At 73.0% G+C, this 24108-nt stretch carries 23 protein-coding genes; 12 read left to right on the top strand and 11 right to left on the bottom strand.

Features of this window, described 5'->3' with window-relative positions; translation table 11 throughout:
* Positions 1 to 71 precede the first annotated feature (71 nt).
* Positions 72 to 857 (bottom strand): helix-turn-helix transcriptional regulator, encoded by a 786-nt coding sequence (locus D9753_RS05860; RefSeq protein WP_394346688.1) that lies wholly within the window; start codon positions 855 to 857, stop codon positions 72 to 74.
* A 211-nt stretch (positions 858 to 1068) separates the two neighbouring features.
* Here D9753_RS05860 and D9753_RS05855 point away from each other — a divergent pair, with 211 nt between their 5' ends.
* Together D9753_RS05855 and D9753_RS05850 are read left to right on the top strand one after the other, a co-directional pair.
* Positions 1069 to 2688 carry an ATP-binding cassette domain-containing protein gene (locus tag D9753_RS05855; RefSeq protein WP_121786033.1) on the top strand — a complete coding sequence of 540 codons (1620 nt, stop codon included), beginning with the start codon at positions 1069 to 1071 and terminating at the stop codon, positions 2686 to 2688.
* Between the two features lie 53 nt (positions 2689 to 2741).
* Positions 2742 to 3020: a DUF6158 family protein gene (locus D9753_RS05850; RefSeq protein ID WP_121786032.1), complete on the top strand. Its 279-nt coding sequence runs from the start codon at positions 2742 to 2744 to the stop codon at positions 3018 to 3020.
* Positions 3021 to 3185: 165 nt separating this feature from the next.
* Here the strand turns inward: D9753_RS05850 and D9753_RS05845 are convergent, their stop codons facing one another.
* Together D9753_RS05845 and D9753_RS05840 are read right to left on the bottom strand one after the other, a co-directional pair.
* Positions 3186 to 3728: a type 1 glutamine amidotransferase domain-containing protein gene (locus D9753_RS05845; protein ID WP_121786031.1), complete on the bottom strand. Its 543-nt coding sequence runs from the start codon at positions 3726 to 3728 to the stop codon at positions 3186 to 3188.
* A gap of 148 nt (positions 3729 to 3876) precedes the next feature.
* Positions 3877 to 4254: a DUF2795 domain-containing protein gene (locus tag D9753_RS05840; RefSeq protein ID WP_121786030.1), complete on the bottom strand. Its 378-nt coding sequence runs from the start codon at positions 4252 to 4254 to the stop codon at positions 3877 to 3879.
* Positions 4255 to 4501: 247 nt separating this feature from the next.
* Here D9753_RS05840 and D9753_RS05835 point away from each other — a divergent pair, with 247 nt between their 5' ends.
* Positions 4502 to 4999, top strand: coding sequence for a DUF3761 domain-containing protein (locus tag D9753_RS05835; protein ID WP_121786029.1), 498 nt, complete (start codon positions 4502 to 4504; stop codon positions 4997 to 4999).
* A gap of 41 nt (positions 5000 to 5040) precedes the next feature.
* On the opposite strand, the gene D9753_RS05830 is transcribed toward D9753_RS05835, so the two are convergent.
* Positions 5041 to 6837, bottom strand: coding sequence for a thiamine pyrophosphate-requiring protein (locus tag D9753_RS05830; protein WP_121786028.1), 1797 nt, complete (start codon positions 6835 to 6837; stop codon positions 5041 to 5043).
* Between the two features lie 296 nt (positions 6838 to 7133).
* Between D9753_RS05830 and D9753_RS05825 the strand changes: the two genes are divergently transcribed.
* The 3 genes from D9753_RS05825 (at position 7134) to D9753_RS05815 (ending at position 10572) form a co-directional block, all read left to right on the top strand.
* Positions 7134 to 7955: a hypothetical protein gene (locus D9753_RS05825; RefSeq protein ID WP_121786027.1), complete on the top strand. Its 822-nt coding sequence runs from the start codon at positions 7134 to 7136 to the stop codon at positions 7953 to 7955.
* Positions 7956 to 8260: 305 nt separating this feature from the next.
* Entirely contained in the window at positions 8261 to 9520 is a 1260-nt protein-coding gene (locus D9753_RS05820; RefSeq protein WP_121790923.1) for an aminotransferase class I/II-fold pyridoxal phosphate-dependent enzyme, read from the top strand.
* Entirely contained in the window at positions 9517 to 10572 is a 1056-nt protein-coding gene (locus D9753_RS05815) for an MBL fold metallo-hydrolase (protein ID WP_121786026.1), read from the top strand. Before D9753_RS05820 ends, D9753_RS05815 begins: the two co-directional genes overlap by 4 nt.
* A 35-nt stretch (positions 10573 to 10607) precedes the next feature.
* Here the strand turns inward: D9753_RS05815 and D9753_RS05810 are convergent, their stop codons facing one another.
* Positions 10608 to 11198: a DedA family protein gene (locus tag D9753_RS05810; RefSeq protein WP_121790922.1), complete on the bottom strand. Its 591-nt coding sequence runs from the start codon at positions 11196 to 11198 to the stop codon at positions 10608 to 10610.
* Between the two features lie 32 nt (positions 11199 to 11230).
* Entirely contained in the window at positions 11231 to 12004 is a 774-nt protein-coding gene (locus D9753_RS05805) for an MBL fold metallo-hydrolase (RefSeq protein ID WP_121790921.1), read from the bottom strand.
* An 84-nt stretch (positions 12005 to 12088) separates the two neighbouring features.
* Between D9753_RS05805 and D9753_RS05800 the strand changes: the two genes are divergently transcribed.
* The 3 genes from D9753_RS05800 (at position 12089) to D9753_RS05790 (ending at position 15298) form a co-directional block, all read left to right on the top strand.
* Positions 12089 to 12520, top strand: a complete 432-nt coding sequence (locus D9753_RS05800; RefSeq protein WP_121786025.1) for a hypothetical protein — start codon at positions 12089 to 12091, stop codon at positions 12518 to 12520.
* Positions 12521 to 12615: 95 nt separating this feature from the next.
* On the top strand, positions 12616 to 14742 hold the full coding sequence (locus tag D9753_RS05795; RefSeq protein ID WP_121786024.1) for a phage holin family protein: 2127 nt from the start codon (positions 12616 to 12618) through the stop codon (positions 14740 to 14742).
* Between the two features lie 130 nt (positions 14743 to 14872).
* Positions 14873 to 15298, top strand: coding sequence for an OsmC family protein (locus D9753_RS05790; protein ID WP_121786023.1), 426 nt, complete (start codon positions 14873 to 14875; stop codon positions 15296 to 15298).
* 110 nt (positions 15299 to 15408) lie between these two features.
* Here D9753_RS05790 and D9753_RS05785 read toward each other — a convergent pair whose 3' ends face one another.
* The 4 genes from D9753_RS05785 to D9753_RS05775 form a co-directional block, all read right to left on the bottom strand.
* A complete protein-coding gene (locus tag D9753_RS05785; RefSeq protein WP_121786022.1) occupies positions 15409 to 15888 on the bottom strand; it encodes a nitrate reductase molybdenum cofactor assembly chaperone in 480 nt (159 codons plus the stop codon).
* Positions 15888 to 16043 (bottom strand): hypothetical protein, encoded by a 156-nt coding sequence (locus tag D9753_RS36400; RefSeq protein ID WP_163010632.1) that lies wholly within the window; start codon positions 16041 to 16043, stop codon positions 15888 to 15890. The genes D9753_RS05785 and D9753_RS36400 overlap by 1 nt, the downstream gene beginning before the upstream one ends.
* 101 nt (positions 16044 to 16144) lie before the next feature.
* On the bottom strand, positions 16145 to 17008 hold the full coding sequence (locus D9753_RS05780) for a helix-turn-helix domain-containing protein (protein ID WP_163010631.1): 864 nt from the start codon (positions 17006 to 17008) through the stop codon (positions 16145 to 16147).
* Positions 17009 to 17109: 101 nt separating this feature from the next.
* Positions 17110 to 17940: a helix-turn-helix domain-containing protein gene (locus tag D9753_RS05775; RefSeq protein WP_121786020.1), complete on the bottom strand. Its 831-nt coding sequence runs from the start codon at positions 17938 to 17940 to the stop codon at positions 17110 to 17112.
* A 168-nt stretch (positions 17941 to 18108) separates the two neighbouring features.
* On the opposite strand from D9753_RS05775, the gene D9753_RS05770 reads away from it, so the two are divergent.
* Together D9753_RS05770 and D9753_RS05765 are read left to right on the top strand one after the other, a co-directional pair.
* The gene (locus D9753_RS05770) at positions 18109 to 18414 is read left to right on the top strand and encodes a 4a-hydroxytetrahydrobiopterin dehydratase (protein ID WP_121786019.1); all 306 of its coding nucleotides are present in this window, start codon (positions 18109 to 18111) and stop codon (positions 18412 to 18414) included.
* A gap of 5 nt (positions 18415 to 18419) precedes the next feature.
* On the top strand, positions 18420 to 19208 hold the full coding sequence (locus tag D9753_RS05765; RefSeq protein WP_121786018.1) for a class I SAM-dependent methyltransferase: 789 nt from the start codon (positions 18420 to 18422) through the stop codon (positions 19206 to 19208).
* Positions 19209 to 19427: 219 nt separating this feature from the next.
* Here D9753_RS05765 and D9753_RS05760 read toward each other — a convergent pair whose 3' ends face one another.
* Positions 19428 to 22343, bottom strand: coding sequence for a glycoside hydrolase family 48 protein (locus D9753_RS05760; protein WP_121786017.1), 2916 nt, complete (start codon positions 22341 to 22343; stop codon positions 19428 to 19430).
* Positions 22344 to 22605: 262 nt separating this feature from the next.
* Here D9753_RS05760 and D9753_RS05755 point away from each other — a divergent pair, with 262 nt between their 5' ends.
* The gene (locus tag D9753_RS05755) at positions 22606 to 24096 is read left to right on the top strand and encodes a cellulose binding domain-containing protein (protein WP_121786016.1); all 1491 of its coding nucleotides are present in this window, start codon (positions 22606 to 22608) and stop codon (positions 24094 to 24096) included.
* Positions 24097 to 24108 lie beyond the last annotated feature (12 nt).

Below are 24108 nucleotides of genomic sequence, written 5' to 3'. Positions count from 1 at the left end.
CCTTCGATCCTTCCGCTGCGGGCAGGGGATACCGGGGCGGTGGCCCGCGGGGACGGGCGGCCGGTGCTGTGTCAGTGATCCTGGGGCATCTGGTCATCACGATCGGGATCGTTCGGGCACAACTGCACGCAGCATTCGCCGGGCTCGGGGGCCGGCACGGCCTGGACGCCGCGGACCTCCAGGCCGACGAGATAGCCGCTGAGGAAGGCCTGGTTCATGCCGCACACCAGCTCGGGGGCCTTCGCGGCCAGCGGGTGGAACGGACAGTTGCGCAGCCGCAGCCGGGTGGGGGCTTCCCGGACGGGTTCGTAGCCGTACTCCTCCAGCAGCCCCTCGCAGGCGGTCAGCCCGCGCTCGGGGCCCAGTCGCCCGGGGCGGGTCTCCTCCCGCGCGGCTTCGCCCAGCCGGCGGCCGCGCTGCTCGGCGGTCCGCACCGCTGCCTGCGCCGCGTTTTCGTCGGCCTCCTCGGTCAGGACGGCGTCCAGGAGCAGGTGCGCCAGGAGTTCGTGGCGCCGGTCGGGGATGCTCACGGTGATCTGCGCGGCGGTGGGCCCGTACACCTTCGGCCGTCTGCCGACCTTGCGAATCCCGCCGGGCGTCTCGTAGTGGGCGCGGAGCAGGCCGGCGTCGACGAGCTTGTCCAGGTGGAATGCGGCGAGCTTGCGGGATATGCCGACGCTCGCGGCGGCCTCGTCGCGGGTGACAGCGCGGCCCGCACGGCGGATGTAGGTGAACATGCGCCGCCGTGAGTCCTCGCTCAGGACGCTGACGGAGTCGATGGCGTGTTGGCCTGGTCGGCCGGCGCTGTCCGATCGGAAGCCACGACACCACGATAAACCCCATCTACGTAGGCACAAATGTTCCTTCGACCCTGGATTGCCTGCGCATTTGGACGACCTCGTTCCGATAAGCCCAATAGTTACTGGTGAAAAGGGAGGAGGTTGCGATGACTGCTGAGTCACAGCTTCAGGCGAAGCGTCCGGTCAGCGCTTCGCTGGCGCACGCGGCGTCCGGCGCCGGTGATAACGGTTTGCCCCCGGTCCCGGCAGCCCCGGAGAATGCCTGCCCATGGGACATCTGGAAGCCGCGCACCTCGAGTACCACCTCCCCGACGGCAGGACGCTGCTCGGTGACGTGTCCTTCCGGGTCGGCGAAGGCGCGGTCGTGGCCCTGGTCGGCCCGAACGGCGCCGGCAAGACCACCCTGCTGCGGCTGATCTCCGGCGAGCTGAAGCCGCACGGCGGCACGGTCACCGTCGGCGGCGGCCTCGGCGTGATGCGCCAGTTCGTGGGCTCGGTACGCGACGAGACGACCGTACGGGACCTGCTCGTGTCCGTCGCCCCGCCCCGGATCCGCCAGGCCGCGAAGGCCGTCGACGAGGCCGAGCACGCCCTCATGACCGTCGACGACGAAGCCGCCCAGATGGGGTACGCGCAGGCCCTCTCCGACTGGGCCGAGGCCCGCGGCTACGAGGCCGAGACCCTGTGGGACATGTGCACCACCGCCGCGCTCGGCATGCCGTACGAACGCGCCCAGTGGCGGCAGGTGCGCACCCTCTCCGGCGGCGAGCAGAAGCGGCTCGTGCTGGAGGCGCTGCTGCGCGGCACCGACGAGGTGCTGCTGCTGGACGAACCGGACAACTACCTCGACGTGCCCGGCAAGCGCTGGCTGGAGGAACAGTTGCGGGAGACCCGCAAGACGGTCCTGTTCGTCTCCCACGACCGGGAACTCCTCGCCCGCGCGGCCGAGAAGATCGTCTCCGTGGAGCCGGGCCCGGCCGGCGCCGACGCCTGGGTGCACGGCGGCGGCTTCGCCACCTATCACGAGGCCCGCCGGGAACGCTTCGCCCGCTTCGAGGAGCTGCGCCGCCGCTGGGACGAGAAACACGCCCAGTTGAAGAAGCTCGTCCTCACCCTCCGGCAGGCCGCCGCGGTCAGCCACGAGATGGCCTCCCGCTACCAGGCCGCGCAGACCCGCCTGCGCAAGTTCGAGGAGGTCGGCCCGCCGCCGGAGCCGCCCCGCGAGCAGGACATCACCATGCGCCTGAAGGGCGGCCGGACCGGCATCAGGGCCGTCACCTGCGAGCGACTGGAGCTGACCGGCCTGATGCAGCCGTTCGACCTGGAGGTCTTCTACGGCGAACGGGTCGCCGTCCTCGGCTCCAACGGCTCCGGCAAGTCCCACTTCCTGCGTCTGCTCGCCGGTGAGGACGTGACGCACACGGGCCGGTGGAAGCTCGGCGCGCGCGTCGTACCCGGCCATTTCGCCCAGACCCACGCCCACCCCGAACTCCAGGGCCGCACCCTCCTCGACATCCTGTGGAAGGAGCACGCCCAGGACCGTGGCGCCGCCATGTCCCGGCTGCGCCGCTACGAACTCACCCAGCAGGCCGAACAGAACTTCGACCGGCTCTCCGGCGGCCAGCAGGCCCGGTTCCAGATTCTGCTGCTGGAACTCGCGGGCGTCACCGCGCTCCTCCTGGACGAGCCGACCGACAACCTCGACCTGGAGTCCGCCGAGGCCCTCCAGGAGGGGCTGGAGGCGTTCGAGGGGACGGTCCTCGCGGTCACCCACGACCGCTGGTTCGCCCGTTCCTTCGACCGCTACCTGGTCTTCGGCAGCGACGGCCGGGTCCGTGAGACGCCCGAACCGGTCTGGGACGAACGGCGGGTCGAGCGCGCCCGGTGACCTCCCGGGAAAAACGCCCGGGGGCAGTGCCTGCGGGCGGGTACCCGGACCGCATGAACGAACACGATGAGCGGGGCACCACCACGACCGGAGTCGACCCCAGCCGGCTGGACGACCAGCAGCTCATGAAGGAGCTGGAGACGATCCACCGCACGCGCCACGACACCCTCCTGTACGGCTCGAACGACGCGCTGCGGGCCCACAACGAGCGCATGGCGCAACTGGAGGGCGAGTATCTGCGCCGCAACCCGCGCCGCCTGGTCAGCGCGGCCCGCACCCGCGAGGGCGCCCGGGAGCGCGGCAGCGGCGAGACGGCGACCCCCGGCACCTGAACCGTCGGCACGTCCGGCACCCGAACCGGCACCGGCCGCGAGCGCGCGCCGGCGGGAACCGGTACCCGCCCCGCTGTGCCCGGCCGCTGCCGCTGCCGCGACCGGTACCCGCGGCAGCGGCAGGGGCCGGCCCCCACGGGCCGGCCCCGACACATCCGGGTACGGTCAGCCGGCCTCGCCGGCGAACACGTGCAGGAACGCCTCGCAGAACGCCTTCAGGTCGTCCGGCCTGCGGCTGGTCACCAGCTTGTTGGACCCGTGGTCGCAGATCTTCACCTGTTCGTCCACCCAGGTCCCGCCCGCGTTGACGATGTCCGTGCGCAGACTCGGCCAGGACGTCAGCACCCGGCCACGGACGACGTCCGCCTCCACCAGCGTCCACGGCGCGTGGCAGATCGCGGCGACCGGACGGCCCTGCTCGAAGAAGTCCTTCACGAACGCGACGGCCTTCTCGTCCATCCGCAGGACGTCCGGGTTCGCGACCCCGCCCGGCAGCACCAGACCACCGAACGACCCGGCCGACGCCTCACCCACCACCTCGTCCACGGGGAACATGTCCGCTTTGTCCAGATGGTTGAACGCCTGGATCTTCCCGGACTCCGTCGACACCAGCACCGGCTCGTGCCCGGCGCCGGAGGCCGCTTGCCACGGCTCGGTCAGCTCCACCTGCTCGACGCCCTCGGGTGCCACCAGAAACGCGATACGCATGATTCTCAGTCTCCTTCCACTGTCCGCCACACGGCCCGGTGCCCCCGGGCACGCCGCTTCCTGTCCCGCGCCGCCCGCGCGCCCACCTCCGCCGTTCCTCCCGCGCCGACCGTGTCGCCACGCGCTGTCCGAGCCGCCCGGCCCCCGCTCACGCGCCGCCCGCCAGCGCCTCCGCCAGCCGCTGCGCGTTGTCGTAGCGTTCCCCGTGCGGCAGGGCGGCCACGGCGTCGATCAGCCCGCCGGGCGCGTTGTTCCGCCGCAGCGACCTGGCCACCTCGCCCGGCTTCGCCGGAAACGCGTGCCGGCTCAGATGCCGGGCCAGTTCCAGCCTCGTCCGCTCCAGCGACGCCGGGGAGCCCAGGCCGCCCACCGGGCCGCCCCAGACCTCCGGATCGTCGTCCGCGGCCGGTTCCGGGTCGTGCCACTCCTCGACCCGCGTCGGATGCCCGGACCTCAGCAATTCCCTCAGTTCGTGCTTCATCTCGTCGTCACGGTGGACGCTCAGCCGGTCACTGCCTCGCTGCATGTCTCCCTCCAGAGGGTCGACGGTCCGCACCGCGTACCCGGATGGACCGTCGCGTAACAGCCGGCACCCACCACGTACGCCGACGAGAATCCGGCTGCGCGTCAAGCGCGTTGTCGCGAGGACCGTCCGTACGGGGACGGTCCTCGGCCGCGGTTCGAGGTCACGAAAAGATGACTACTACCGAAGCAACACGCGATCTTCACAAGGGGAGTTACGGTCAACCCTCCGACGCGCCCTGGGGGGACACATGACCGACCCGTACACCACGCCGCCACAGCCACCTGTCACCACGAGACCGAGGTGGGGGCGGAAGCGATACGTACTGCCCGCGATCGGATTCGCCTTCCTGATCGGCCTCGGCGCCGGCGCCGGCGGTCAGGGCGACGGACACGATGTGAAGGCGGCGGCAGCGAAGGTGCGGCCGGCCGCGACCGCGACCGTCACCGCGACGGCCACGGCCACGGCCACGGAGACCGCGACGCCCGCGCCCGCGCCGACGGTGACGGCAACGGAGACGGTCAGGGTGAAGGTGACCGTCACCGCGCACGCGGTCGCCGCGGGTTCGGGAGGCGGCGGTGGCACGTCCGGCGGGTCGTCCGGAGGCGGAACCTCCAGCTCCTCGGGCGGTTCCGGCGATGCCGGAAACGGCGCCACCGCTCTCTGCAACGACGGCACCTACTCGTACGCCGCCCATCATCAGGGTGCCTGCTCGCACCATGGGGGCGTAGCGGTCTTCTACCGGTAGACCGGACGCGTGGCCGGCGGTGCCGTCCGGCAACCGCGCGGCTACCGCTTCTTCCCGCCCGGCAGGAACTCCTGGACCTTCGCCTTCAGGCCCTGCTTGATCATCGAGCCCCGGTCGGCGTCGCCCTTCAGCACGGACCTGGCCGTCGCCTCCATCTGCTCCCAGGTGGCGTGCGGTGGGATCGGCGGTACGGCCGGGTCGGTGAGGAACTCGATCACCGCCGGCCCGTCCGCCTCCAGGGCGGCCCGCCAGCCCGCCACCACGTCCTCGGCCTTCTCCACCCGGATGCCGGTCAGGCCGAGCGAACGGGCGAACGCCGCGTACTGCACGTCCGGGAGGGACTGCGACGGCAGGAACGACGGGGCGCCCTCCATCGCGCGCATCTCCCAGGTCACCTGGTTCAGGTCCTGGTTGTTCCACACGGCCACCACCAGCCGCGGATCGGACCAGCGGTCCCGGTACTTCGCCGCCGTGATCATCTCGGCCAGGCCGTTCATCTGCATCGCCCCATCTCCGACGAGGGCGAACACCGGCCGGTCCGGGTGGGCGAACTTCGCCCCGATCGCGTACGGCACCCCCGGGCCCATCGTCGCGAGCGTGCCCGACAGCGAACCCCGCATGCCCGGCCGCATGGTGATGTGCCGCGCGTACCAGTTCGCCACCGAACCGGAGTCGGAGGTCAGGATCGCGTTGTCGGGCAGCAGCGGATCCAGCGCCCGGGCCACGTACTCGGGATTGACCGGGTCGGCCGACTGCGCGGCCCGCCGCTCCATCGTCTCGTGCCAGCGCCGCACGTTGGCGCACACCGTGTCACGCCACTCGCGCCCGCCCCGGTCCGTGTCCAGCAGCGGGATCAGCCGCCGCAGCGTCGCCCGCGCGTCGCCGACGAGGTTCACCTCGTACGGGTAGCGCATACCGATCATGTGCGGGTCGATGTCGATCTGCACCCCGCGCGCCTTGCCGAAGTCCGGCATGAACTGTGTGTACGGGAACGACGAACCGATCGTCAGCAGGGTGTCGCAGTCCCGCATCATCTCGTACGAGGGCCGGCTGCCCAGCAGCCCGATCGGCCCGGTGACGTACGGCAGTTCGTCACTCAGCACGTCCTTGCCGAGCAGCGCCTTCGCCACCCCCGCGCCGAGCAGCTCGGCGATCTCCCGCACCTCCGCGACCGCGCCCGAGGCACCCTGGCCGATCAGAACGGCGACCCTGTCGCCCTCGTTCAGCACCTCCGCGGCCCGGCGCAGCGCCTCGTCCGCCGGGATCGCCGTCCAGTCGCTCATGTCCAGGCTGGAGGGCACCATCTTGAACTCGTGCGTCGGCGGCGAGTAGTCCAGCTCCTGCACGTCACCGGGGATGATCAGCGCCGTCGGGCAGCGCCGGGCGTACGCGGTGCGGATCGCCCGGTCGAGCACGTTCGGTAGCTGCTCCGGCACCGTCACCGTCTCCACGAACTCCGAGGCGACATCCTTGTACAGCGTGTGCAGGTCGACTTCCTGCTGGTAGGAACCGCCCATCGCGGTCCGGTCGGTCTGGCCGACGACGGCCAGCACCGGCACGTGGTCCAGTTTGGCGTCGTACAGGCCGTTGAGCAGGTGGATGGCGCCGGGCCCCGAGGTCGCCGCGCACACGCCGATACGGCCGCTGAACTTGGCGTACCCCACCGCCTCGAAGGCGGACATCTCCTCGTGCCGCGACTGGATGAAACGCGGCCGGTCCTCGGCCCGGCCCCAGGCGGCCAGCAGCCCGTTGATGCCGTCGCCGGGATAGCCGAAGACCTGTTCCACACCCCAAGCGCGCAGGCGCCCGAGGATGTGGTCGGAGACCTTGGTGCTCATGGAGAGACCTCCCCGGTGCGGAGCGGAACGGACGGTCCGGTCAGCGCGTACCGAGTCACCTGCCCGGGGAGCGGAAAACCTCGGACCGAACCCCTCCGGCGCGCCCTGTCACCCGCTCGGCCCCGCGTGTCCCGCGAATGGGTCCGGCCGCGCGCGGTACGGCGCCGGGCGGGCTGTGATGGCAGCGAGGGCACGACCCGTGCCCCGTACCCGGGAGCCGCACGGCGTTGCCGTCGTACCGGTGCGCCGGCGTACCACCGTCCGACCGCCCCGCCGCCCGTCGAGGAGCCCCTCCCATGCGCCGCACCGTCCGTGCCCTGTCCGTCGCCTTCGCCGCCGGTGCCGCGCTCGCCCTGACCGGGCCCACCGCCGTCGCCGGCCCCGCCGTCCTCCCCCTCTCCGCCCCCTGTGACGCCCTGCCCGGAGCGGCGTCGGACCCCCTCGCCGCCGCGCCGGACGGTGCCTGTCCGTCCGTCGTCGGAGGCACCTCCGACGCGTGCGAGGAGGGCACGGCCTGCGCCGGCGAGGAGAAAGCGCTGTGCGAGGAAGGGGGCTCCTGCCAGGACGGCACGCGCTGCCCGGAGGGCGAGCTGTGCCCGGAGCGGTCCGCGTGCGGGCCCGGCGAGCAGTGCCATGAACCCGGCAGGGACGGCGCCGGCGAGGACTACGGCGCCGGACAGGACAGTGGTGGCAAGCAGGACAGTGGCGGCAAGCAGGACGGCGGTGGCAAGCAGGACGGCGGTGGCAAGCAGGACGGTAGCGCCAAGCAGGACGGCGGTGGCAGGGAGACCGGCGGTAGGCAGGACGGGGGCAAGCAGGACGGCGGCAAGGAGTGCGGCGGTGCGGCGCCCTGTGCCGACGGCGGTCACCGGTGCGGGGGGAGCCCCGGCGGGTCCTGCCCGGACGGCCGTCCCGTCTGCCGCGAGTCCCACGACGGCGCGGGATGCCCCCCGGCCACCGTCCAGCGCGGGGTGGAGGCGGGCGAGGGCGGCGCCTTCGACGACTCGGTGCCCGCGCTCGTCACCGGCGGCGCGTTCATCGCGGCGGCCTGCGCGGGAGCCGGGTACCGGCTGTACGGTCGCAGGCGCTCCGCGCACGACCGGTCCACGCAGATGTGACCCCGGCGCCCCGCTGCCGCCCATGGAGAGCCGCCGGGCGGGTAGACACCTTCCCGAGAGCACGGCGACGGCACCCACCGACGGCATACGGCGAGGCCCGACGGGACGCCCCAGGGCCCGGCACCCATGCCGCGGCCCGCACCCGATCCACGGGACACGGCACACACCCGGTGGCCAGGGCGACGGCGGTGGCCGGCCGAGCGGCGGGACCCGGACGGACAGCGCGGCCCGGGCCGGGCGGCACGACGGACAGCGCGGCCCTGACCGGGCGGCACGACGGCACGACGGACTGCGCGGAGGCGGACATGCGGCGGAAGGATCTCGGCGAGGACCACGGCCCCGTCCGCTACGGCCCACCGCTCCCCGCCGACGGCCTGCCCGTGCTCCCCGAACTGTCCGCCGTCCTCGCCGCCGCCGCGAGCCGTTCCGACGCGCAGCCCGTCGGCGGCGCCCCCGCCCTGCTGGAGGCGGCCTGCGGCTACTGGACGCGGCGCGGCCTGCCCACCGTCCCCGACCAGGTGGCCGCCGGTCCCGGCGCCCCCGCCCTGCTGCTCGCCCTCACCGCCGCGCTCGCCGGTGACGGCGCCGACGTCCTCGCGCCCCGCCCCTGCGCCGCATGGTGGACGCCGTACGCCCGGATCCTCGGCCGGCCCGTCTACCACGTGCCGACGACCGCCGAGAGCGGCGGTGTCCCCGACCCGTACGCCCTGCTGGAGACCGTCCGCCGGGTCCGCGCCGAGGGCGGTGATCCACGGCTGCTGGTGCTGTCCGTCGCCGACGACCCCACCGCCACCGTGGCCCCGCCCGACCTGCTGCACGAGACCGTGGAGGCCGCCACCGCCGAGGGCCTGCACCTGGTCAGCGACGAGACCTGGCGCGACACCCTGCACGACCCGCACGGGACGGTCCTGCTCAGTCCCGCCGAGATGCGGCCCGACCGGGTCACCGTCGTCACGGACCTGGCCGGTGCCCTGCTGCCCACCGGCTGGCCCGCCGCCGTCGCCCGTTTCCCGGCCACCGGCACCGGACGGCACCTGCACGCGCGCGTGCTCGACATCCTCACCGCGCTCGGCGCCCGCATCGCCGTGCCGGTCGCCGCGGCCGCCGGCTACGCCCTCGACGAGCCCCCGCCCGTCACCGAGCGGCGCGAGGCCACCGTACGGCTGCACGCGCGCGTGGCCGCCGCCGCGCACACGGCGGTGGTCGACGCCGGCGCGCTCGCCCGGCCGCCGCGGGCCGGCCGCCACCTGTACGCCGATCTCGGACCGCTGCGCGAACCGCTCGCCGCCCAGGACGTGGGGGACGCCCAGGAACTGGAGGACGTCCTCACCGCCCGGCTCGGCATGCCCGCGCCCGGCGGTCACCGCTTCGGTGACGACCTGGGGGCGCTGCGGGTACGGCTCTCCACCGGAGCCCTGCTGGGCGGCACGACGCAGGAGCGCCTGGAATGCCTCACCTCACCCGCACCGCTGGAACTGCCCCAGCTCCACCGCGCGTTGACCTCCTTGAGGTCGGCCTTCGGCGATCTTCGCGACGACGCTCAGCGACGGGAGTCTCCTCGATGACGCAGACGCACGAGTCCGGTCCGGCCCCGACGACCACGGCGCCCGGCGCGCCCGGCACGCCGGCCCCCTTCGCGCCCCCGTCCCCGCCCCTGGCCGGGCCCCGCCCGCTGGGCGAACACCGGGTGTGGCCGCGGACCTTCCACGACCGGCTGACCGCCCCGCTGCCCGGCCTCAGGGCCACGGCCCGCTTCGCCCGCGAAGGTGCCGTACGCCCCGGCCCGGACGGCCTGGCCGACCTTCCCCGGCTGCCGTACGAGCCGGCGCCGCTGCCCCGCGTCGGCACCCGCACCCTCGCCGTCACCTGGGCGGGGCACGCCAGTTGGGTCGTCCGCATCGGCGGGCTCACCGTTCTCACGGACCCCGTCTGGTCCCGCCGCATCCTCGGCACCCCGGCCCGCATCACCCCCGTCGGAGTGCCCTGGGACTCCCTGCCCCGCGTCGACGCCGTCGTCATCAGCCACAACCACTACGACCACCTGGACGCCCCCACCCTGCGCCGACTCCCGCGACACACGCCGGTGTTCGTGCCCGCCGGACTCGGCCGCTGGTTCCACCGGCGCCGGTTCACCCGCGTCACCGAGCTGGACTGGTGGGAGGGGGCCGAACTGTCCGGCGTCCGCTTCGACTTCGTGCCGGCCCACCACTGGTCCAAGCGCACCCTGACCGACACCTGCCACAGCCTCTGGGGCGGCTGGGTCCTCACCGACGCCGAAGGACAGCGCCTGTACTTCGCCGGCGACACCGGCTACGGCCACTGGTTCTCCCGCATCGGCCGCCGCTACCCCGGCATCGACCTCGCCCTGATGCCCGTCGGCGCCTACGACCCCCGCTGGTGGCTCAGCGACGTCCACTGCGACCCCGAGGAGGCGGTCCGGGCCACCCGGGACCTGGGCGCCCGCCGCATGGCCCCCATGCACTGGGGCACGTTCGTGCTCTCCGCCGAGCCGGTCCTCGAACCCCTCACCCGCAGCCGGGCCGCCTGGCAGCAGGCCGGCCTGGACCGGGAGAACCTGTGGGACCTGCCGGTGGGAGCCTCCAGGGTGCTGGACTGACGTGATGTCACGGGCCGGCGCCGCCGACGGCAGGGCTAGCGCACCCGCCGCACCACCCCCGGCACCGCGCTGACCAGAACGGTCAGTGCGATCGCCGCGACGACACCCTCCCACGGCTCGCTGAACAGCGAGCCGCCCAGAATGCCGATCACCTGATAGGTCACCGCCCAGGCCAGGCACGCCGGCAGGTTGCCCCGGCTGAACCTCCGCAGCGGCCACTCGGCCAGCAGACAGGCGAGCATCACCGGTATTCGCCCGGCCGGGACGAGCCGCGACAGCACCAGCACCGCCACCCCGTGCCCGGCCAGCTTCTCCTGGGCCTGCGCGAGCCGCTCCTCCGGTGCCCGCGACCGGATCGCCTTCAGCCACCGCGACCCGTTCTTCGACCGCAGTCCGCGCCGGCCCAGCCAGTACAGCGCCGCGTCCCCCAGGAACGCGGCCAGCGACGCCGTCACGAACACCAGCAGCAGCGAGAAGGGCGCCGTCCGGTGGAACGCCACCACCGCCGCCGCGCTCACCAGCGCCCCGGTCGGCACCGCCGGCACCAGCGCCCCGATCAGCACCAGCAGGAACAGCGACGGACAGCCGAGCGCCTGCCGCGTCGGGTCCGTCACGGTCGACGTCATGGCGGTGGCGAGCACCGCGGCGGCCGGCCACGTCACCGGGCGACCTCCAGCCGCACACTCTCCCCGTGCCCGAGCCGGTGCACCGCCACCCCGGGCGCGGTCATCGCCGCCAGCCGCACGAACTCGTCACCCGGCGCGTGGAACTCGTGCGGGCGCACCGCGTCCATGCCGATCGGCCAGTACGTGCCGTAGTGCACCGGGACCGCGGCCCGCGGCGCCAGCCGGGCCAGCGCCCGCGCCGCCCGTCCCGCGTCCAGATGCCCCTCGCCGAGGTACGGCCCCCAGCCGCCCACCGGCAGCAGCGCCACGTCCACCGGCCCCACCTGCTCGGCCATCGCGTCGAACAGCCCGGTGTCCCCGGCGAAGTAGGTCCGCGCCTCGCCCTCGACGACGTAGCCCAGCGCGGGGGAGCGGTGCGGGCCCACCGGCAGCCGCCGCCCGTCGTGCAGCGCCGGCACCACCCGTATCAGCAGTGCGCCGGCCCGCACCTCGTCGCCGGGCGCCACTTCCGTGATCCGCAGCCGCCGCAGCCGGCGCAGACCCGGGACCGCCCGTGGTGCGCCCCGGGGCACGAGCAGGCGCGTGCCCGGTTCCAGGCAGGCCAGCGACGGCACATGGAGATGGTCGGCGTGCAGATGGGAGACGAGCACGACGTCGGCGCGGCGGGCCCCGGCGGGCGGCACGGCACCCCGGCGGCGACGCAGATGCGCCAGCCGGCGGGCGAACAGGGGATCGGTGAGCACCCGTGTGTTCGCGTCCTCCACCGTGCAGGTGGCGTGACCCCACCAGGTGATCTCCACCGGCACCTTCTTCGCCCCCTTCACGCGACTCCCCGAAGCCTACGGGCAGGAGTAGGGTCGGCGGCGAAACCCGGAGGTGAGGGGTAGGCGATGGGACAGCTGCGGAGTGTCTTGGGCACGTTCACGCCGGTGCGGGTGACCGCCATCGCCAGCCTGACACCTCTGGAGGAGCTGGAGGCCGACCCCTTCCTCGTGGACTCGCGCAGTCAGCACGCGATGTGCGCCCACTGGGCCGCCGAACACGGCTACGTCATCGCCCGGGAACTCCTCGTCGGCGGGCTGCGGTTCGACCACGGCGCACTGTGGGACGGGGTCCGGCCCGGCGTGGACCTGTTCGTGGCCCCCAGCCTCCGGGTGCTCCGGCGGGCCCTGTCGTCGGTGGACGAGTTCACCGCCGAATGCGCCCGCCGCGGGGTGCGCGTGGAGACGGTCGGGCGGGCCGAGCCGTCGTACGACGCACAGATGAAGGCGCGGGTGCACCGGCGGCTGTCGATGCCCACGGCCGGCTACGACGGACGGTAGCCGCCCGAGGCCCACCCCGGGGCGCGTTCGGCCCGTGTGACAAGGTGGAGCCGGCCCGGTAGGCGGAGCGGGCCGGGACGTGAGGGGTACGGGGCGTGCGGGGCCTACGAGATGTGCGGTGGCGGCGGAGCGCCGGCCAGATCGGGCGGAGCATCGCCGTGTGGGCGGTCTCCACGGCCACCATGCTGGCCCTCGCCGGCCTCCTGCCCGACTTCCGGCTCCAGTCCGCCGACGGCGACAGCGCCACCCGTATCGCCGTGACCGCCGCGTGCGGCGCCGGCGCCTTCGGTGTCCTCTCCGCCGTGGTCTGGCCGCTCCTCGTCCGGCTCCTGCTCCTCGTCCCCGCACTCGTCCTCGGCCTGCTGGTCTTCTTCCTCAACGGCTCCCTGCTGCTGCTCGCCCTGTACATCACCCCCTCCGGCCGGGCCGAGGCCGCGCCCGAGACCGCCGTCATCGTGGCCGCCGTGATGTCCGCCGTCGCCTCCGCCACCGGCGCGGCCCTCACCGTCCGCGACGACGAGCCCTACCGGCGCCGCCTGCACCGCCTCGCCACCCGCGACCGCCGGGCCCTGCCGCCGTGCCCGAGCGCCCCCGGGCTGGTCTGTGTACAGCTCGACGGCGTCGGGCACGACGTCCTCGTGGACGCGGTCCGCAAGGGGCTGATGCCGACGGTCGCCCGCTGGCTGTCCCCCGGGGACGGCACACCCCCGGCCGCCGCCGGGGGACAGCCGGTGGACGGCGCACGGCCCACCCACCGCCTCACGCCCTGGCGCACCGACTGGTCCAGCCAGACCGGCGCCAGTCAGCTCGGCATCCTGCACGGCAGCACCTTCGATGTGCCGGCCTTCCGCTGGTACGAGAAGGACCGGGGCGAGGTGATGGTGTGCAACCGTCCGACGAGCGCCGCCGAGCTGCAGCGCCGCGCCGCCCTGCGCACCGGCGACGAGGGGCTGCTCGCCGTCGACGGCGCCAGCCGCGGCAACCTCTTCACCGGCGGCGCCGGGGAACAGGCCCTCGTACTGTCGATCGCGATCCGCCGCCGTGGCCGGGAGAACCGTTCCCGCGCCGGGTACTTCGCCTACTTCGGTGACCCCGCCAACGCCGTCCGCACCGCCCTCGGCTTCGTCGCCGAGGTGGCTCGCGAGATCGGCGAGTCGACCCGGGCGCGCATCCGCCGACAGCGCCCACGGGTCGGCCGGGGCGGCCTCTACCCGTTCATCCGCGCGTTCGCCACCGTCATCGAACGGGACGTCGTCGTCGCCGCGGTCATGGGCGACCTGCTCGCCGGCCGCACCGCCGTCTACGCCGACCTCGTCGCCTACGACGAGGTCGCCCACCACTCCGGCCCGCGCAGCCTCGACGCCGAGAAGGTCCTCCAGCACCTCGACCGGTCCCTCGCCCTCATCGAACGCGTCGCCGAGAACGCCCCTCGCCCCTACCGGATCGTCGTCCTCTCCGACCACGGACAGAGCCCCGGCGAGACCTTTCGCGCCCGCTACGGCCTCACCCTCGGCGACCTCGTCCGGGCCGGCTGCGGACTGCCCGTGCCCCGCCGGGCCGAACGCACCCGCAGCGGCGCCGAGGCCCGCGCCACCGTCCGCGCCGCACTGCGCCGGCCCGAGCAGCACAAGGGCGAGCAGCGCCGCCCCGACCGTGAGTTCGAGCCGGTCGTGCTCGCCTCCGGCAACCTCGGCCTGGTCTCCTTCCCCGACGTCCCGCACCGCATGACCAAGGAGGAGATCGACGCCCGCCGCCCCGCGCTGCTCACCACCCTCGCCAACCACCCCGGGATCGGCTTCCTCCTGGTGCGCAGCGCCGAGCACGACGGCGTGGTACTCGGCGCCGACGGCGCCGAGATACCGCTGGCCCGGCTCGACGACGAGCCCGGCCCGCTCGCCCCCTTCGGCCCCGGCGCGGTCGACGCCGTCCGCCGCACCCACTCCTTCCCGCACACCGCGGACATCATGGTGAACTCCGCCTACGACCCCGCCGACGGCGAGGTCCTCGCCTTCGAGGAACAGATCGGCTCCCACGGCGGCCTCGGCGGCGCCCAGTCCCGCCCGTTCCTGCTCTTCCCCCAGGAGCTGTCCGCACCGGTCGAGGACGGCGGGGAACCGGCCGGCGCCGAGCATGTCCACCGCGTACTGCGCCGCTGGCTGCGCGAACTGGACGGACCGCAGGTGCCGCTCACCGCCGCCGCCGAGGAGGAGCGGGCCGCCTGAGCCGCCCGCCCCGCCGCACGATGTGCCTCCGTTCGAAATGCGTGGGCGGTCCGCAGCGTGCGACGAGCCCGGATGTGATCGGATAGGTCCACGGGGAACCCCGTACGCGACACTCGCGAAAGGAACCATCGTGGCAACCACGCGCACCGCGCACACCGTCTGGGAAGGCAACCTGCTCGAGGGCAACGGCGTCGTCACCTTCGACTCCTCCGGCATCGGCCAGCAGCCGGTGTCGTGGCCCTCGCGCGCCGAGCAGGCGAACGGCAGGACCAGCCCCGAGGAGCTGATCGCCGCCGCCCACTCAAGCTGCTTCTCCATGGCCCTCTCGCACGGCCTGGCCGGCGCCGGCACCCCGCCCACGCGGCTGGAGACCAAGGCCGACGTCACCTTCCAGCCGGGCGAGGGCATCACCGGCATCCACCTCACCGTGCGCGGCGAGGTGCCGGGCCTGGACGCGGAGGGCTTCGCCTCCGCCGCCGAGGACGCCAAGAAGAACTGCCCGGTCAGCCAGGCCCTGACCGGCACGACCATCACCCTGACGGCCGAGCTGGCCTGACGCTCGTCCGTCCCCGGATGCCGCGTCCCGACGGGGGCGCGGCATCACGGCTTCCGGGCGGGCCGCCCAGCCGTTCGCGCCGGCCGTTCGCGCCCAGCCGGCCGTTCTGCTCAGCCGTACGCGGCGGGCAGGGTGGCGCACACCGCGCCCAGGACGCCGGCGTACGGTGTGCCGTCGCCGGCCAGCCGCGCGCGCAGCCGCTCCAGGCCGCCGCGGTACTCGGTCAGCAGGCCGGTGTCGCCGGTCCGCGCGGTGAACTCCAGCACCGCGGGCAGGAAGTCGGGCGGTCGCCCGCCGTCGCACTCCAGGCCGTGCCGGCGGTAGAGGTCCTCGAAGCGGTCCAGGGTCGCCCGGCGCGGGGTGCCGACGTCGCGCCACCGGCTCAGGTACAGGCCGTGCCGGTGCCCGGCGGCGAAGACCCGCTCGTAGTGGGCGGCCAGCTCCCCGACCGGGGTGACGGCCGCGTGGTCGGTGAACCCGCGCAACTGCGGGGCTGCCTCGCGCAGCAGTGGCAGACGGGCGACGAGGTCCTGGTCCGGGTAGGTCAGACAGAGGGCCGCCGCCTGGTGGAGCACCGCGTCCGAGGGCATCAGGCTTCCCGCGCCGTGCCGCCCGTGCCGTGCGGGCCGGACGCGGTCGGGCCGGACGCGATCGGGCCGGGCGCGGCCGGGTTCCGCCGGAGGGGACGGCCGGCGGCGAGCGGGGCCGCGCCGGGATCCCCGGGCGGTGTCTGCGAGTGGGTCACGTGCGCTCCCTCGGTCCGCCCCGTACTCCGAACCTAGGGCCGCGCCCCGGAACGCACCCGTTCCCGGACCCGTACGGGTCATACCGGACGGTGGCGCGGGCTCACAGCCGCTCGCGGTACTCCCGCAGCAGTTCCCGCGTGCGCCGGGCGGATCCGGCCCGGGCCGTCATGTGGTCCAGCACCTCCAGGTGCGTGGCGACCTCGCGGCGCGAGTCCAGGTAGAGCGCGCCGGTCAGATACTCGGTGAACACCATGTCCGGCAGCTCCGGCTCGGCGAACCGGAACAGCGTGAACGGCGCGTACGTCCCCGGGTGCGGGCCCGCCGCGAACTCGGCGATCTGGAGCGTGACCCGGTCCCGTTCGCCGTACTCCAGGAGCCGGTCGAGCTGGTCGCGCATCACCTGGGGCCGCGAACTCACCGGGCGCCTGAGCACCGTCTCGTCCAGGATGACCCACAGGTGGGGCGGGTCGTCCCGCTCCAGCAGCCGCTGGCGTTCCATGCGCAGCGACACATGCCGTTCGATCGTCTCCGGCGAGGTCTGTCCGATCGTCCCGGCCTCCATGACGGCGCGCGCGTACTCCTCGGTCTGGAGCAGACCGGGCACGAAGTGCGGCTCGTAGGAGCGGATGATCCGGGCGGCGCCCTCCAGGCTGACGTACAGGCTGAACCAGTCCGGCAGCACGTCGTGGAAGCGCTGCCACCAGCCCGGCTGGTTCGCCTCCTCGGCCAGCCGCACGAACGCGTCGGTCTCCTCCCCGGCCACCCCGTAGGTGGACAGCAGCACCTGCACGTAGGGGATCTTCAGCGCGACCTCGGCCATCTCCATCCGCCGTACGGTCGCCGACGCCACCCTCAGGACGCGGGCGGCCTCCTCACGGCTGAGTCCCGCCGCTTCCCGCAGTTCCTGAAGCCGTTTGCCGAGCACCACCTGACCCACCGTGGGCGCAGCCCGCCGCTCACTCACGCCACGCCCCTCCCCTGTACACCGACGTACGCGGGCAGCAGTCTGTCATGTGCCGCCGTCCCGTACCGGCGTCCGGGGCGGCCGGTTGCCGGGACGACGCCTCAACCGACGAGCGTGTGCAGGTACTTGGCGGTCACCGGGTCCGCCGGCAGGAACGTCTCGATGGCGAGTTCGGCGACCGTGACGTCCATCGGCGTGTTGAACGTGGAGATCGAGGACACGAACGACAGGATCCGGCCGTCGTGCTCGATGCGCAGCGGCAGCGCGAAGTACGGTACCGGCTCGGCCGGTTCGGCGCCGGGCGGCTCCTCGGGCACCGGGTAGGCCGCGACCTCCTCGTACAGGGCGCGGAGCCGGTCCGAGCGGTGCAGGGCGATGTCCCGTTCCATCTGCGCCAGCAGGTGCCCGCGCCACTCGCGCAGGTTCCGGATGCGCGGCGCCAGCCCCTCGGGGTGCAGGGTCAGCCGCATCGCGTTCGGCGCCGGCGCCGTCAGCTCCTCCGGTACGCCCTCCAGCAGCATCGCGATGCCCCGGTTCGCGGCGACGACCGTGTATCCGGCGTCGACCACCAGCGCGGGGTAGGGCTCGTAGCCCCGGATGAGGCGTTCCATGCCGTCGCGCAGCGCGTCCAGCGCCGGGTCGTCCAGCGGCGTCTCCGGATAGTGCGGGGCGTAACCGGCCGCCAGAAGCAGGGAGTTGCGCTCACGCACCGGCACGTCCAGCCGTTCGGCGAGCCGCAGCACCATCTCGTCGCTCGGCCGGGACCGGCCGGTCTCGATGAAGCTGATGTGCCGGGCGGAGGAGTCGGCGCGCAGCGCCAGCTCCAGTTGGGAGATCCGGCGCCGCTCCCGCCAGGCGCGCAGCAGCGGCCCGACTCCCTTGCCGGGGAGGGCGGCGGTGGAGGCGGCCGGGGTCGACGCGACGATCGTCATACCGCCGACCCTAGCCGAGGACGGCTGAGGTCATCGAGCGGCGCAGACGCGTGCCCGACGCGTCGCCGTACCGCGCCCGCCACCCCGTGGCACGCTGGACCGCCGGACCGTGTCCGGCACACCCCCCTCGGGGGACCCGCACCGCACCTCACGAAGGGAGCCCCGGCCATGGCCGAGGAACTGCTGTCGCAGACGGAGATCGAGGACCGGCTCGCCGAGCTGCCCGGCTGGTCGGTCGACGGTGACCGGCTGACCCGCTCCTACCGGCTCCCCTCGCACTTCGCGGCGGCGGCGCTGGTCGTGCACATCGCGGGCATCCAGGACGAGCTGGACCACCACTCCGACCTGACCCTCGGCTACGACACCGTGTCCCTCGGCGTGCACACCCACAGCGCGGGCGGCGCCGTGACCGCGAAGGACTTCGCTCTCGCCCGCAGGGTGGAGGACATCGCCCCGGGCCACGGAGCACACTGAGCGATGTGCTGGACTACGAGAAGGAAGCCGGCCGTTACGACGCCCTGCGGGGCGGCGAGGCCCGCGCCGCGGCTGCCGCGGGGGCCGTCCTCGGTCTGATACCGGGCGGCCCGGGCCGTCTCCTGGACGTCGCGTGCGGCACCGGCATCGTGACCCGGCGGCTCGCCGCCGCCCGCCCGGAGCTGCGCGTGACCGGCACGGACCTCACCCCGGCCATGGTCCGCAGGGCCGCGGCCCGGCTGCCCGGCGCGATCGTCCGGGCAGACGGCCGCCGACTGCCCTTCCGTGACGGCACCTTCGACGCGGTCACCACCGTCTGGCTGCTGCACCTGCTGCACGACCCGGAGGACGTGCGGGCGGTGGTCGCCGAGTGCGCGCGCGTGCTGCGGTCCGGCGGGGTGTACGTCACCACCGTCGACAAGGCCGCCGCGCACGACGTCGGCAGCGACATCGACGCCGTCCTCGCCGCCCGCCCGCGCCGCCCCGCCGCGGACGCCGCCGACGCCGTGACGGTCCACGCCGTCCGGCACGGGTTCCGGCCGGCCGGCCGCACCGCGTTCCGCGGCGCCGGACAGGGCCGCAGTCCCCGGAGCACCGTCGCCGACCTGCGGCGCGGCTGGTTCACCCTGCTGCCGCCGGGCGAGCCGCGCACCGAGGAGTTCGCCTCCGTCCTGGCCGGACTCCCGGACCAGGACCGGCCGCGCCCCGACCCGTGCTTCGGCGTCCTGGCCTTCCGGAAACCGAGCGACCGCGAACGACCCGGCCACAACTCCTGTGCCGGCGACAGGGTGTGAGGGGACGCTGTCGCACCACCGAGCCCCGGTCGCCGGGGGCCGCGCCGGCGCCCATCGTGACCGTCGCGAAGACCACCGCCACGACTGCCGACGACGGCACCAGCCGTGAGGGGAGGGCGGGCGCGCGGACCGGGCGGCCACCTGTGCGGGTGGTGGCCGCCCGGCCGGGTGGCCCCGTCGTCCGGTGACGGGGCCGTGCACGCGGAGCGTCAGCGGGGACTATTCGAGCAGCTCCGCGTACGAGCCCATGGCCAGGGCGATGTCCGCCTCGGCCCAGAACCGGTGGTACGTGAACACGGGCGCGGCACCGCCCTTGAGGTAGGCCTCGACCTTGGACCAGTTGGGGTCGCTCTTGTAGAAGGACCGCAGCGAGGCGAACGTGGACGAGGAGTTGATCGCGTCGCCGTTCGGCATGGTGCCGCTCCAGCCGCTCGGCACGTACACGCTGTCGTTGAACCGGCTGTAGTCGCTGCGGGTCTCGGGGACGGCGATGCCGAGGCTGTCCTGGTGTTTGTTCCACATGCCGTCCAGCAGCGCCTTCGCCGTCGACCTGGCGGTCGCGTCACCGGACCTGGCGGCGTAGTACGTCAGGGTCTTGGCGTACGCGGCGGCCACACCGACGTCCTCGGTGTAGTCGGCGACCGTCACGTGGAGTCCGCTGTTGGAGCCGGGGCTCGACGCGTTCCATGTGTCGGGCTGGCCCGACCACTGGAGGGTGGAGGGGATCTTGTAGGTGCCGTCCGGGTTGACCGTGGTCTTGGACAGTGCCCACTTCACCCACTTGTCGAGGATCGCCTTCGCCTGGGCGTTCCCGGTCTGCTGGTAGTACTCGGCGACCCGTTCCATCGACCACGCCTGGAACCCGAACCACTGGTTGGAGGGCGGGTCGTGGTAGACGGGCGCTTCGGCGTAGTACATGCCGTAGAAGCTTGAGGTGCCGGCCGGCGGGGTCGCGTACCTGCCCCCCCAGCTATTGGTCGCACCGCCCGCGATCGCGCCCTCCGACGACTGGAGCCACTGGTAGAACTCGAGCTGCCGCTGGAGCGACTTGGACCAGTCGGCCGAGCCCGTCGCCGACTTGGGCTTGAGGTCGGCGTTGGAGCTGAGCGCGTAGGCCGCGAGGGGGTTCTGGTAGCCGCCGTGGACATGGCTGGAGCCGATGCGCCAGGCCCAGCCGGCCGAGGTGTCGGTGGCGCCGCCCCAGGCGTAGTACCAGGACAGCAGGTAGTGGGAGGCGTCCTTGCCGGTACCGGCCGGGCAGGACGAGGGACTCGTGCAATTGCCGATCTTCTTGAAGTACTTGTCGTACATCGCGTACCGCAGGTAGTCGCCCATCTTCGCGGCCTTGGCGACCGTCGCGGAGACGTCGGCGCTCCTGCCCTGCGCCTTCGCCCACAGGTCGGCCCAGTAGGCGGCCTGGACGGCACGCGCGTCCGCGTCCGGGGCGTCCGTGTACTTCCACTGCTTGGCGTAGGAGGAGTCGCCGGTGAACAGGTCCAGGTAGCCGTTCTTGCCGCCGTACTTGAAGGCGTCGCAGGTCGGCTGCGGGACCGTCTCCCAGACGGACTCCTGGGGGCCGCGCTGGAAGGTGTTGATGTACGACGGTCCGGTGGCCGTCGGGCCGGCCTCGCACTTGCCGGGCTCGTTGCCGTAGCCGTAGACGTTGTCGACGTCCTGGATCCAGTGCATGCCGTAGACGTCGTCCGTGCCGTACGCGGACTTCAGCTCACCGGCGATCGGGTCCGAGCCCACCGGCACCGACGTGTCCAGCTTCGCCGGGTACTGGTTCGGCGTGTCCGCCTCGGGCGCGTAGGTCGCCGGCTTGGAGGCGTTGTAGAAGGAGTTCGTCGGCTGGTCGGCGTGCGTGGGGATCATGTACTTCTCCATGATCTCCCAGGCCCCGTTGAACTTCGACCAGTCACCGGTGACCTTGCCGTACATCGCCTGGAGCCACAGCAGGTAGCTGTACGCCTCCGAGGTGCTCTCGTGGCCCTGGTCCGGAGCCTCCACGATCAGCGTCTCCACCGAGTGGTACGGGATGCCCTCGGGGGAGAAGTAGCCGTTCGCCGGGTTGGTGATCTTCCCGTACAGGTCCAGGAAACGGGCGTCGTACGCCTTGGACGCGGGCAGCTCCGTGACCGTGACCGTGGCCTTGGCGTGACCGGTGGCCGACGCGGTGAAGGTCGCGCCGCCGGTGCCGGAGGAGTCCGCCGTGATGGTCACCGACTGTGCGGTGTTCCAGTTCGACGGGGTGAAGGTCAGCGACGAACCGCCCGTCACGGACAGGCCCGTGTTGCCGTCGGTACGGGCCGTGCTCACCGTCACGTTCGCGCTCGGCTGCGTCGACAGCTTCACCGAGAAGGTGCCCGACTTGCCCTGCTGGACGCCCAGTTGGGTGGGTGAGGCGACCACGGCGGGCCCGGAGGCGACCGTGATGCCGACGGGGGTGGACGCGGCGGACGCGCCCAGGCTGTCGTACGCCTTCGCCACCAGTGAATGGCTGCCCGTGGCCAGGCTGGAGACCGCGAGCGAGTAGGGCGCGCTCGTGTCCGTGCCCAGCAGCGTGGTGTCGTCGTAGAACTCCACCTTGGCGATGGTCGCGTTGTCGGCCGCCGCCGCGGTCGCCGCGAGCGGCACCGCCTCGCCCTGGGTGTAGACCGCGCCCGCGCTCGGGCTGGTCAGCACGGTCACCGGCGGCTGGTGGGCACCGGTGCAGGGGGTGCCGTTGACGGCGAAGGACGTGGGGGCGGTGTTGGTGCCGCTGTAGGTGAACTGAGCGCCGGTGGTGACGGCGGAGCCCGCGGCGACGGTGCCGTTGTACGAGGCGTTCTTCACGGTGACCGTCTGGCCGGACTGGGACCAGGTGCCGTTCCAGCCGTTGGACAGCTTCTGGTTGCCCGTGTAGCCATAGGTCAGCGTCCAGCCGTCGAGGGTGGCGCTGCCACGGTTGGTGAGGGTCAGCTCGGCGGTGAAGCCGGAGCCCCAGTCGTTGGTCTTGTAGTCGACGCTGCACTGCACGGTGGCCGCGTGCGCGGTTCCCGTGCCGGTGGCGAGCATCGACAGCGGCAGGGCGAACGCGGCGGCGACCGCGGTCCACAGCCGCCGCGCGGCTCTGCTCTTCCGTCCAGGATCCATGGTGCTGGTTCCTCCTTGCGGCTTGCGGCTCGGGGAGAAGTCAAGGTTTGAACCAGTGGGAGCGCTCCCATAGTGGGGATGGGGGCGGGGGCGGTCAAGATGCTTGAAGAGTCGAAAAGATTCGACAGATCCGGTTGTAGAAAAGTCGAGCAACTCCTCTGGGCACGGAGGCGACTTGGCGCTACCTTCCATCGCACCAGTGGGAGCGATTCCGTTCAGTCGACGCGTCCGTCACGGCGCGCCAAACTGCAAGGAGTCGCTCATGCGACACCCCCCGCGTTCAGTACTTTTAGCCGCCGCAGGTGCGATCGCGCTCGTCACGAGCGCGGTCGTCCCCGTGGTGTCTGCCCAGGGAGCCACGCCCGCGTGCTCGGTGGAGTACTCCGTCACCGGCCAGTGGGACAACGGCTTCCAGGGATCGGTGAAGATCACCAACAACCGGGCCGCGCTGAGCGGCTGGAAGCTCACCTTCGACCTCGCCGGCGGGCAGAAGGTCACCCAGGGCTGGAACGCCTCATGGTCCCAGTCCGGCACCACCGTGACCGCGACCAACGAGAGCTGGAACGGCGGGCTCGGCACCGGCGCGAGCGTCAGCGCCGGGTTCCTCGCCTCCTGGTCGGGGAGCAACGCCACGCCCACCGTGTTCAAGCTCAACGGCACGACCTGCAACGTGGACACCGACCCGACGACCCCACCACCCACGACCCCACCACCGACGACCCCACCCCCGTCCGGCGGCACCGCGCCCGCACTGCACGTCTCCGGCAACAAACTCGTGGACGCCGACGGCCGGACCCGCCGTCTGCTCGGCGTCAACCGGTCCGGCGGCGAGTTCATGTGCGTACAGGGCTACGGCATCTGGGACGGCCCCGTGGACGACGCGGCCGTCAAGGCGATCGCCGACTGGAAGGCCGACGCGGTCCGCATCCCGCTCAACGAGGAGTGCTGGCTGGGCCTCGCCAACGTCAAACCCGAATACGCCGGCGCCAACTACATCACCGCGGTGAAGGAGCTGGCGGCCCGCGTCGAGGCGCACGGCATGACGCCGATCCTCGAACTGCACTGGAACCACGGCCAGTACACCGGTAACTCGGCCGGCTGCTCCGACGTGCACGCCACCTGCCAGAAGCCGATGCCCGACATGCAGTACAGCCCGTCGTTCTGGGCGTCGGTCGCGAACACCTTCAAGGACGACCGGGCCGCCGTGTTCGACCTGTTCAACGAGCCGTACCCGGACCGGGCGACCAGCAGTGCCACGGACGCCTGGAAGTGCTGGCGGGACGGGGGCACCTGCCCCGGGATCTCCTACGAGGTCGCCGGCATGCAGGACCTGGTCGACAGCATCCGTGGGACCGGAGCCAAGAACGTCATCATGGCCGGCGGTCTGGCCTACTCGAACGACCTCAGCCAGTGGACGGCTTACCAGCCCACCGACCCGGCCGGCAATCTCGCCGCCGCCTACCACGGCTACAACTTCAACACCTGCTCGACCGAGAGCTGCTGGAACTCCACCCTCGCCCCGGTGGCGGCCCGAGTGCCGCTGGTCGCCGGGGAGATCGGTGAGAACACCTGCTCGCACGGGTTCGTCGACCAGGTCATGAAGTGGTTCGACGCCCACGACCTGTCCTACCTGGGCTGGACCTGGAACACCTGGGACTGCTCCTCCGGGCCGTCCCTCATCTCCGCCTACGACGGCACACCCACCGCGTACGGCGCCGGGCTGCGTGACCATCTGCGCGCCCTCAACCCGTAAGCCCCGCACCCA

Origin of the sequence: Streptomyces dangxiongensis (assembly GCF_003675325.1) — a bacterium.
Taxonomy (GTDB): domain Bacteria; phylum Actinomycetota; class Actinomycetes; order Streptomycetales; family Streptomycetaceae; genus Streptomyces; species Streptomyces dangxiongensis.
The sequence above is the reverse complement of the archived record's forward strand: the minus strand, read 5'-3'. Positions and strand labels throughout refer to the sequence as shown.

Excerpts from the sequence above, each read along its gene's own strand:
- D9753_RS05755 (WP_121786016.1), top strand. The coding sequence starts at position 22,606 with ATGCGACACCCCCCGCGTTCAGTACTTTTAGCCGCCGCAGGTGCGATC.
- D9753_RS05840 (WP_121786030.1), bottom strand. The coding sequence starts at position 4,254 with ATGCAGCGAGGCAGTGACCGGCTGAGCGTCCACCGTGACGACGAGATG.
- D9753_RS05815 (WP_121786026.1), top strand. The coding sequence starts at position 9,517 with ATGACGCAGACGCACGAGTCCGGTCCGGCCCCGACGACCACGGCGCCC.
- D9753_RS05785 (WP_121786022.1), bottom strand. The coding sequence starts at position 15,888 with ATGCCCTCGGACGCGGTGCTCCACCAGGCGGCGGCCCTCTGTCTGACC.
- D9753_RS05820 (WP_121790923.1), top strand. The coding sequence starts at position 8,261 with ATGCGGCGGAAGGATCTCGGCGAGGACCACGGCCCCGTCCGCTACGGC.
- D9753_RS05810 (WP_121790922.1), bottom strand. The coding sequence starts at position 11,198 with ATGACGTCGACCGTGACGGACCCGACGCGGCAGGCGCTCGGCTGTCCG.
- D9753_RS05770 (WP_121786019.1), top strand. The coding sequence starts at position 18,109 with ATGGCCGAGGAACTGCTGTCGCAGACGGAGATCGAGGACCGGCTCGCC.
- D9753_RS05845 (WP_121786031.1), bottom strand. The coding sequence starts at position 3,728 with ATGCGTATCGCGTTTCTGGTGGCACCCGAGGGCGTCGAGCAGGTGGAG.
- D9753_RS05850 (WP_121786032.1), top strand. The coding sequence starts at position 2,742 with ATGAACGAACACGATGAGCGGGGCACCACCACGACCGGAGTCGACCCC.
- D9753_RS05800 (WP_121786025.1), top strand. The coding sequence starts at position 12,089 with ATGGGACAGCTGCGGAGTGTCTTGGGCACGTTCACGCCGGTGCGGGTG.
- D9753_RS05825 (WP_121786027.1), top strand. The coding sequence starts at position 7,134 with ATGCGCCGCACCGTCCGTGCCCTGTCCGTCGCCTTCGCCGCCGGTGCC.
- D9753_RS05855 (WP_121786033.1), top strand. The coding sequence starts at position 1,069 with ATGGGACATCTGGAAGCCGCGCACCTCGAGTACCACCTCCCCGACGGC.
- D9753_RS05760 (WP_121786017.1), bottom strand. The coding sequence starts at position 22,343 with ATGGATCCTGGACGGAAGAGCAGAGCCGCGCGGCGGCTGTGGACCGCG.
- D9753_RS05775 (WP_121786020.1), bottom strand. The coding sequence starts at position 17,940 with ATGACGATCGTCGCGTCGACCCCGGCCGCCTCCACCGCCGCCCTCCCC.
- D9753_RS05835 (WP_121786029.1), top strand. The coding sequence starts at position 4,502 with ATGACCGACCCGTACACCACGCCGCCACAGCCACCTGTCACCACGAGA.
- D9753_RS05830 (WP_121786028.1), bottom strand. The coding sequence starts at position 6,837 with ATGAGCACCAAGGTCTCCGACCACATCCTCGGGCGCCTGCGCGCTTGG.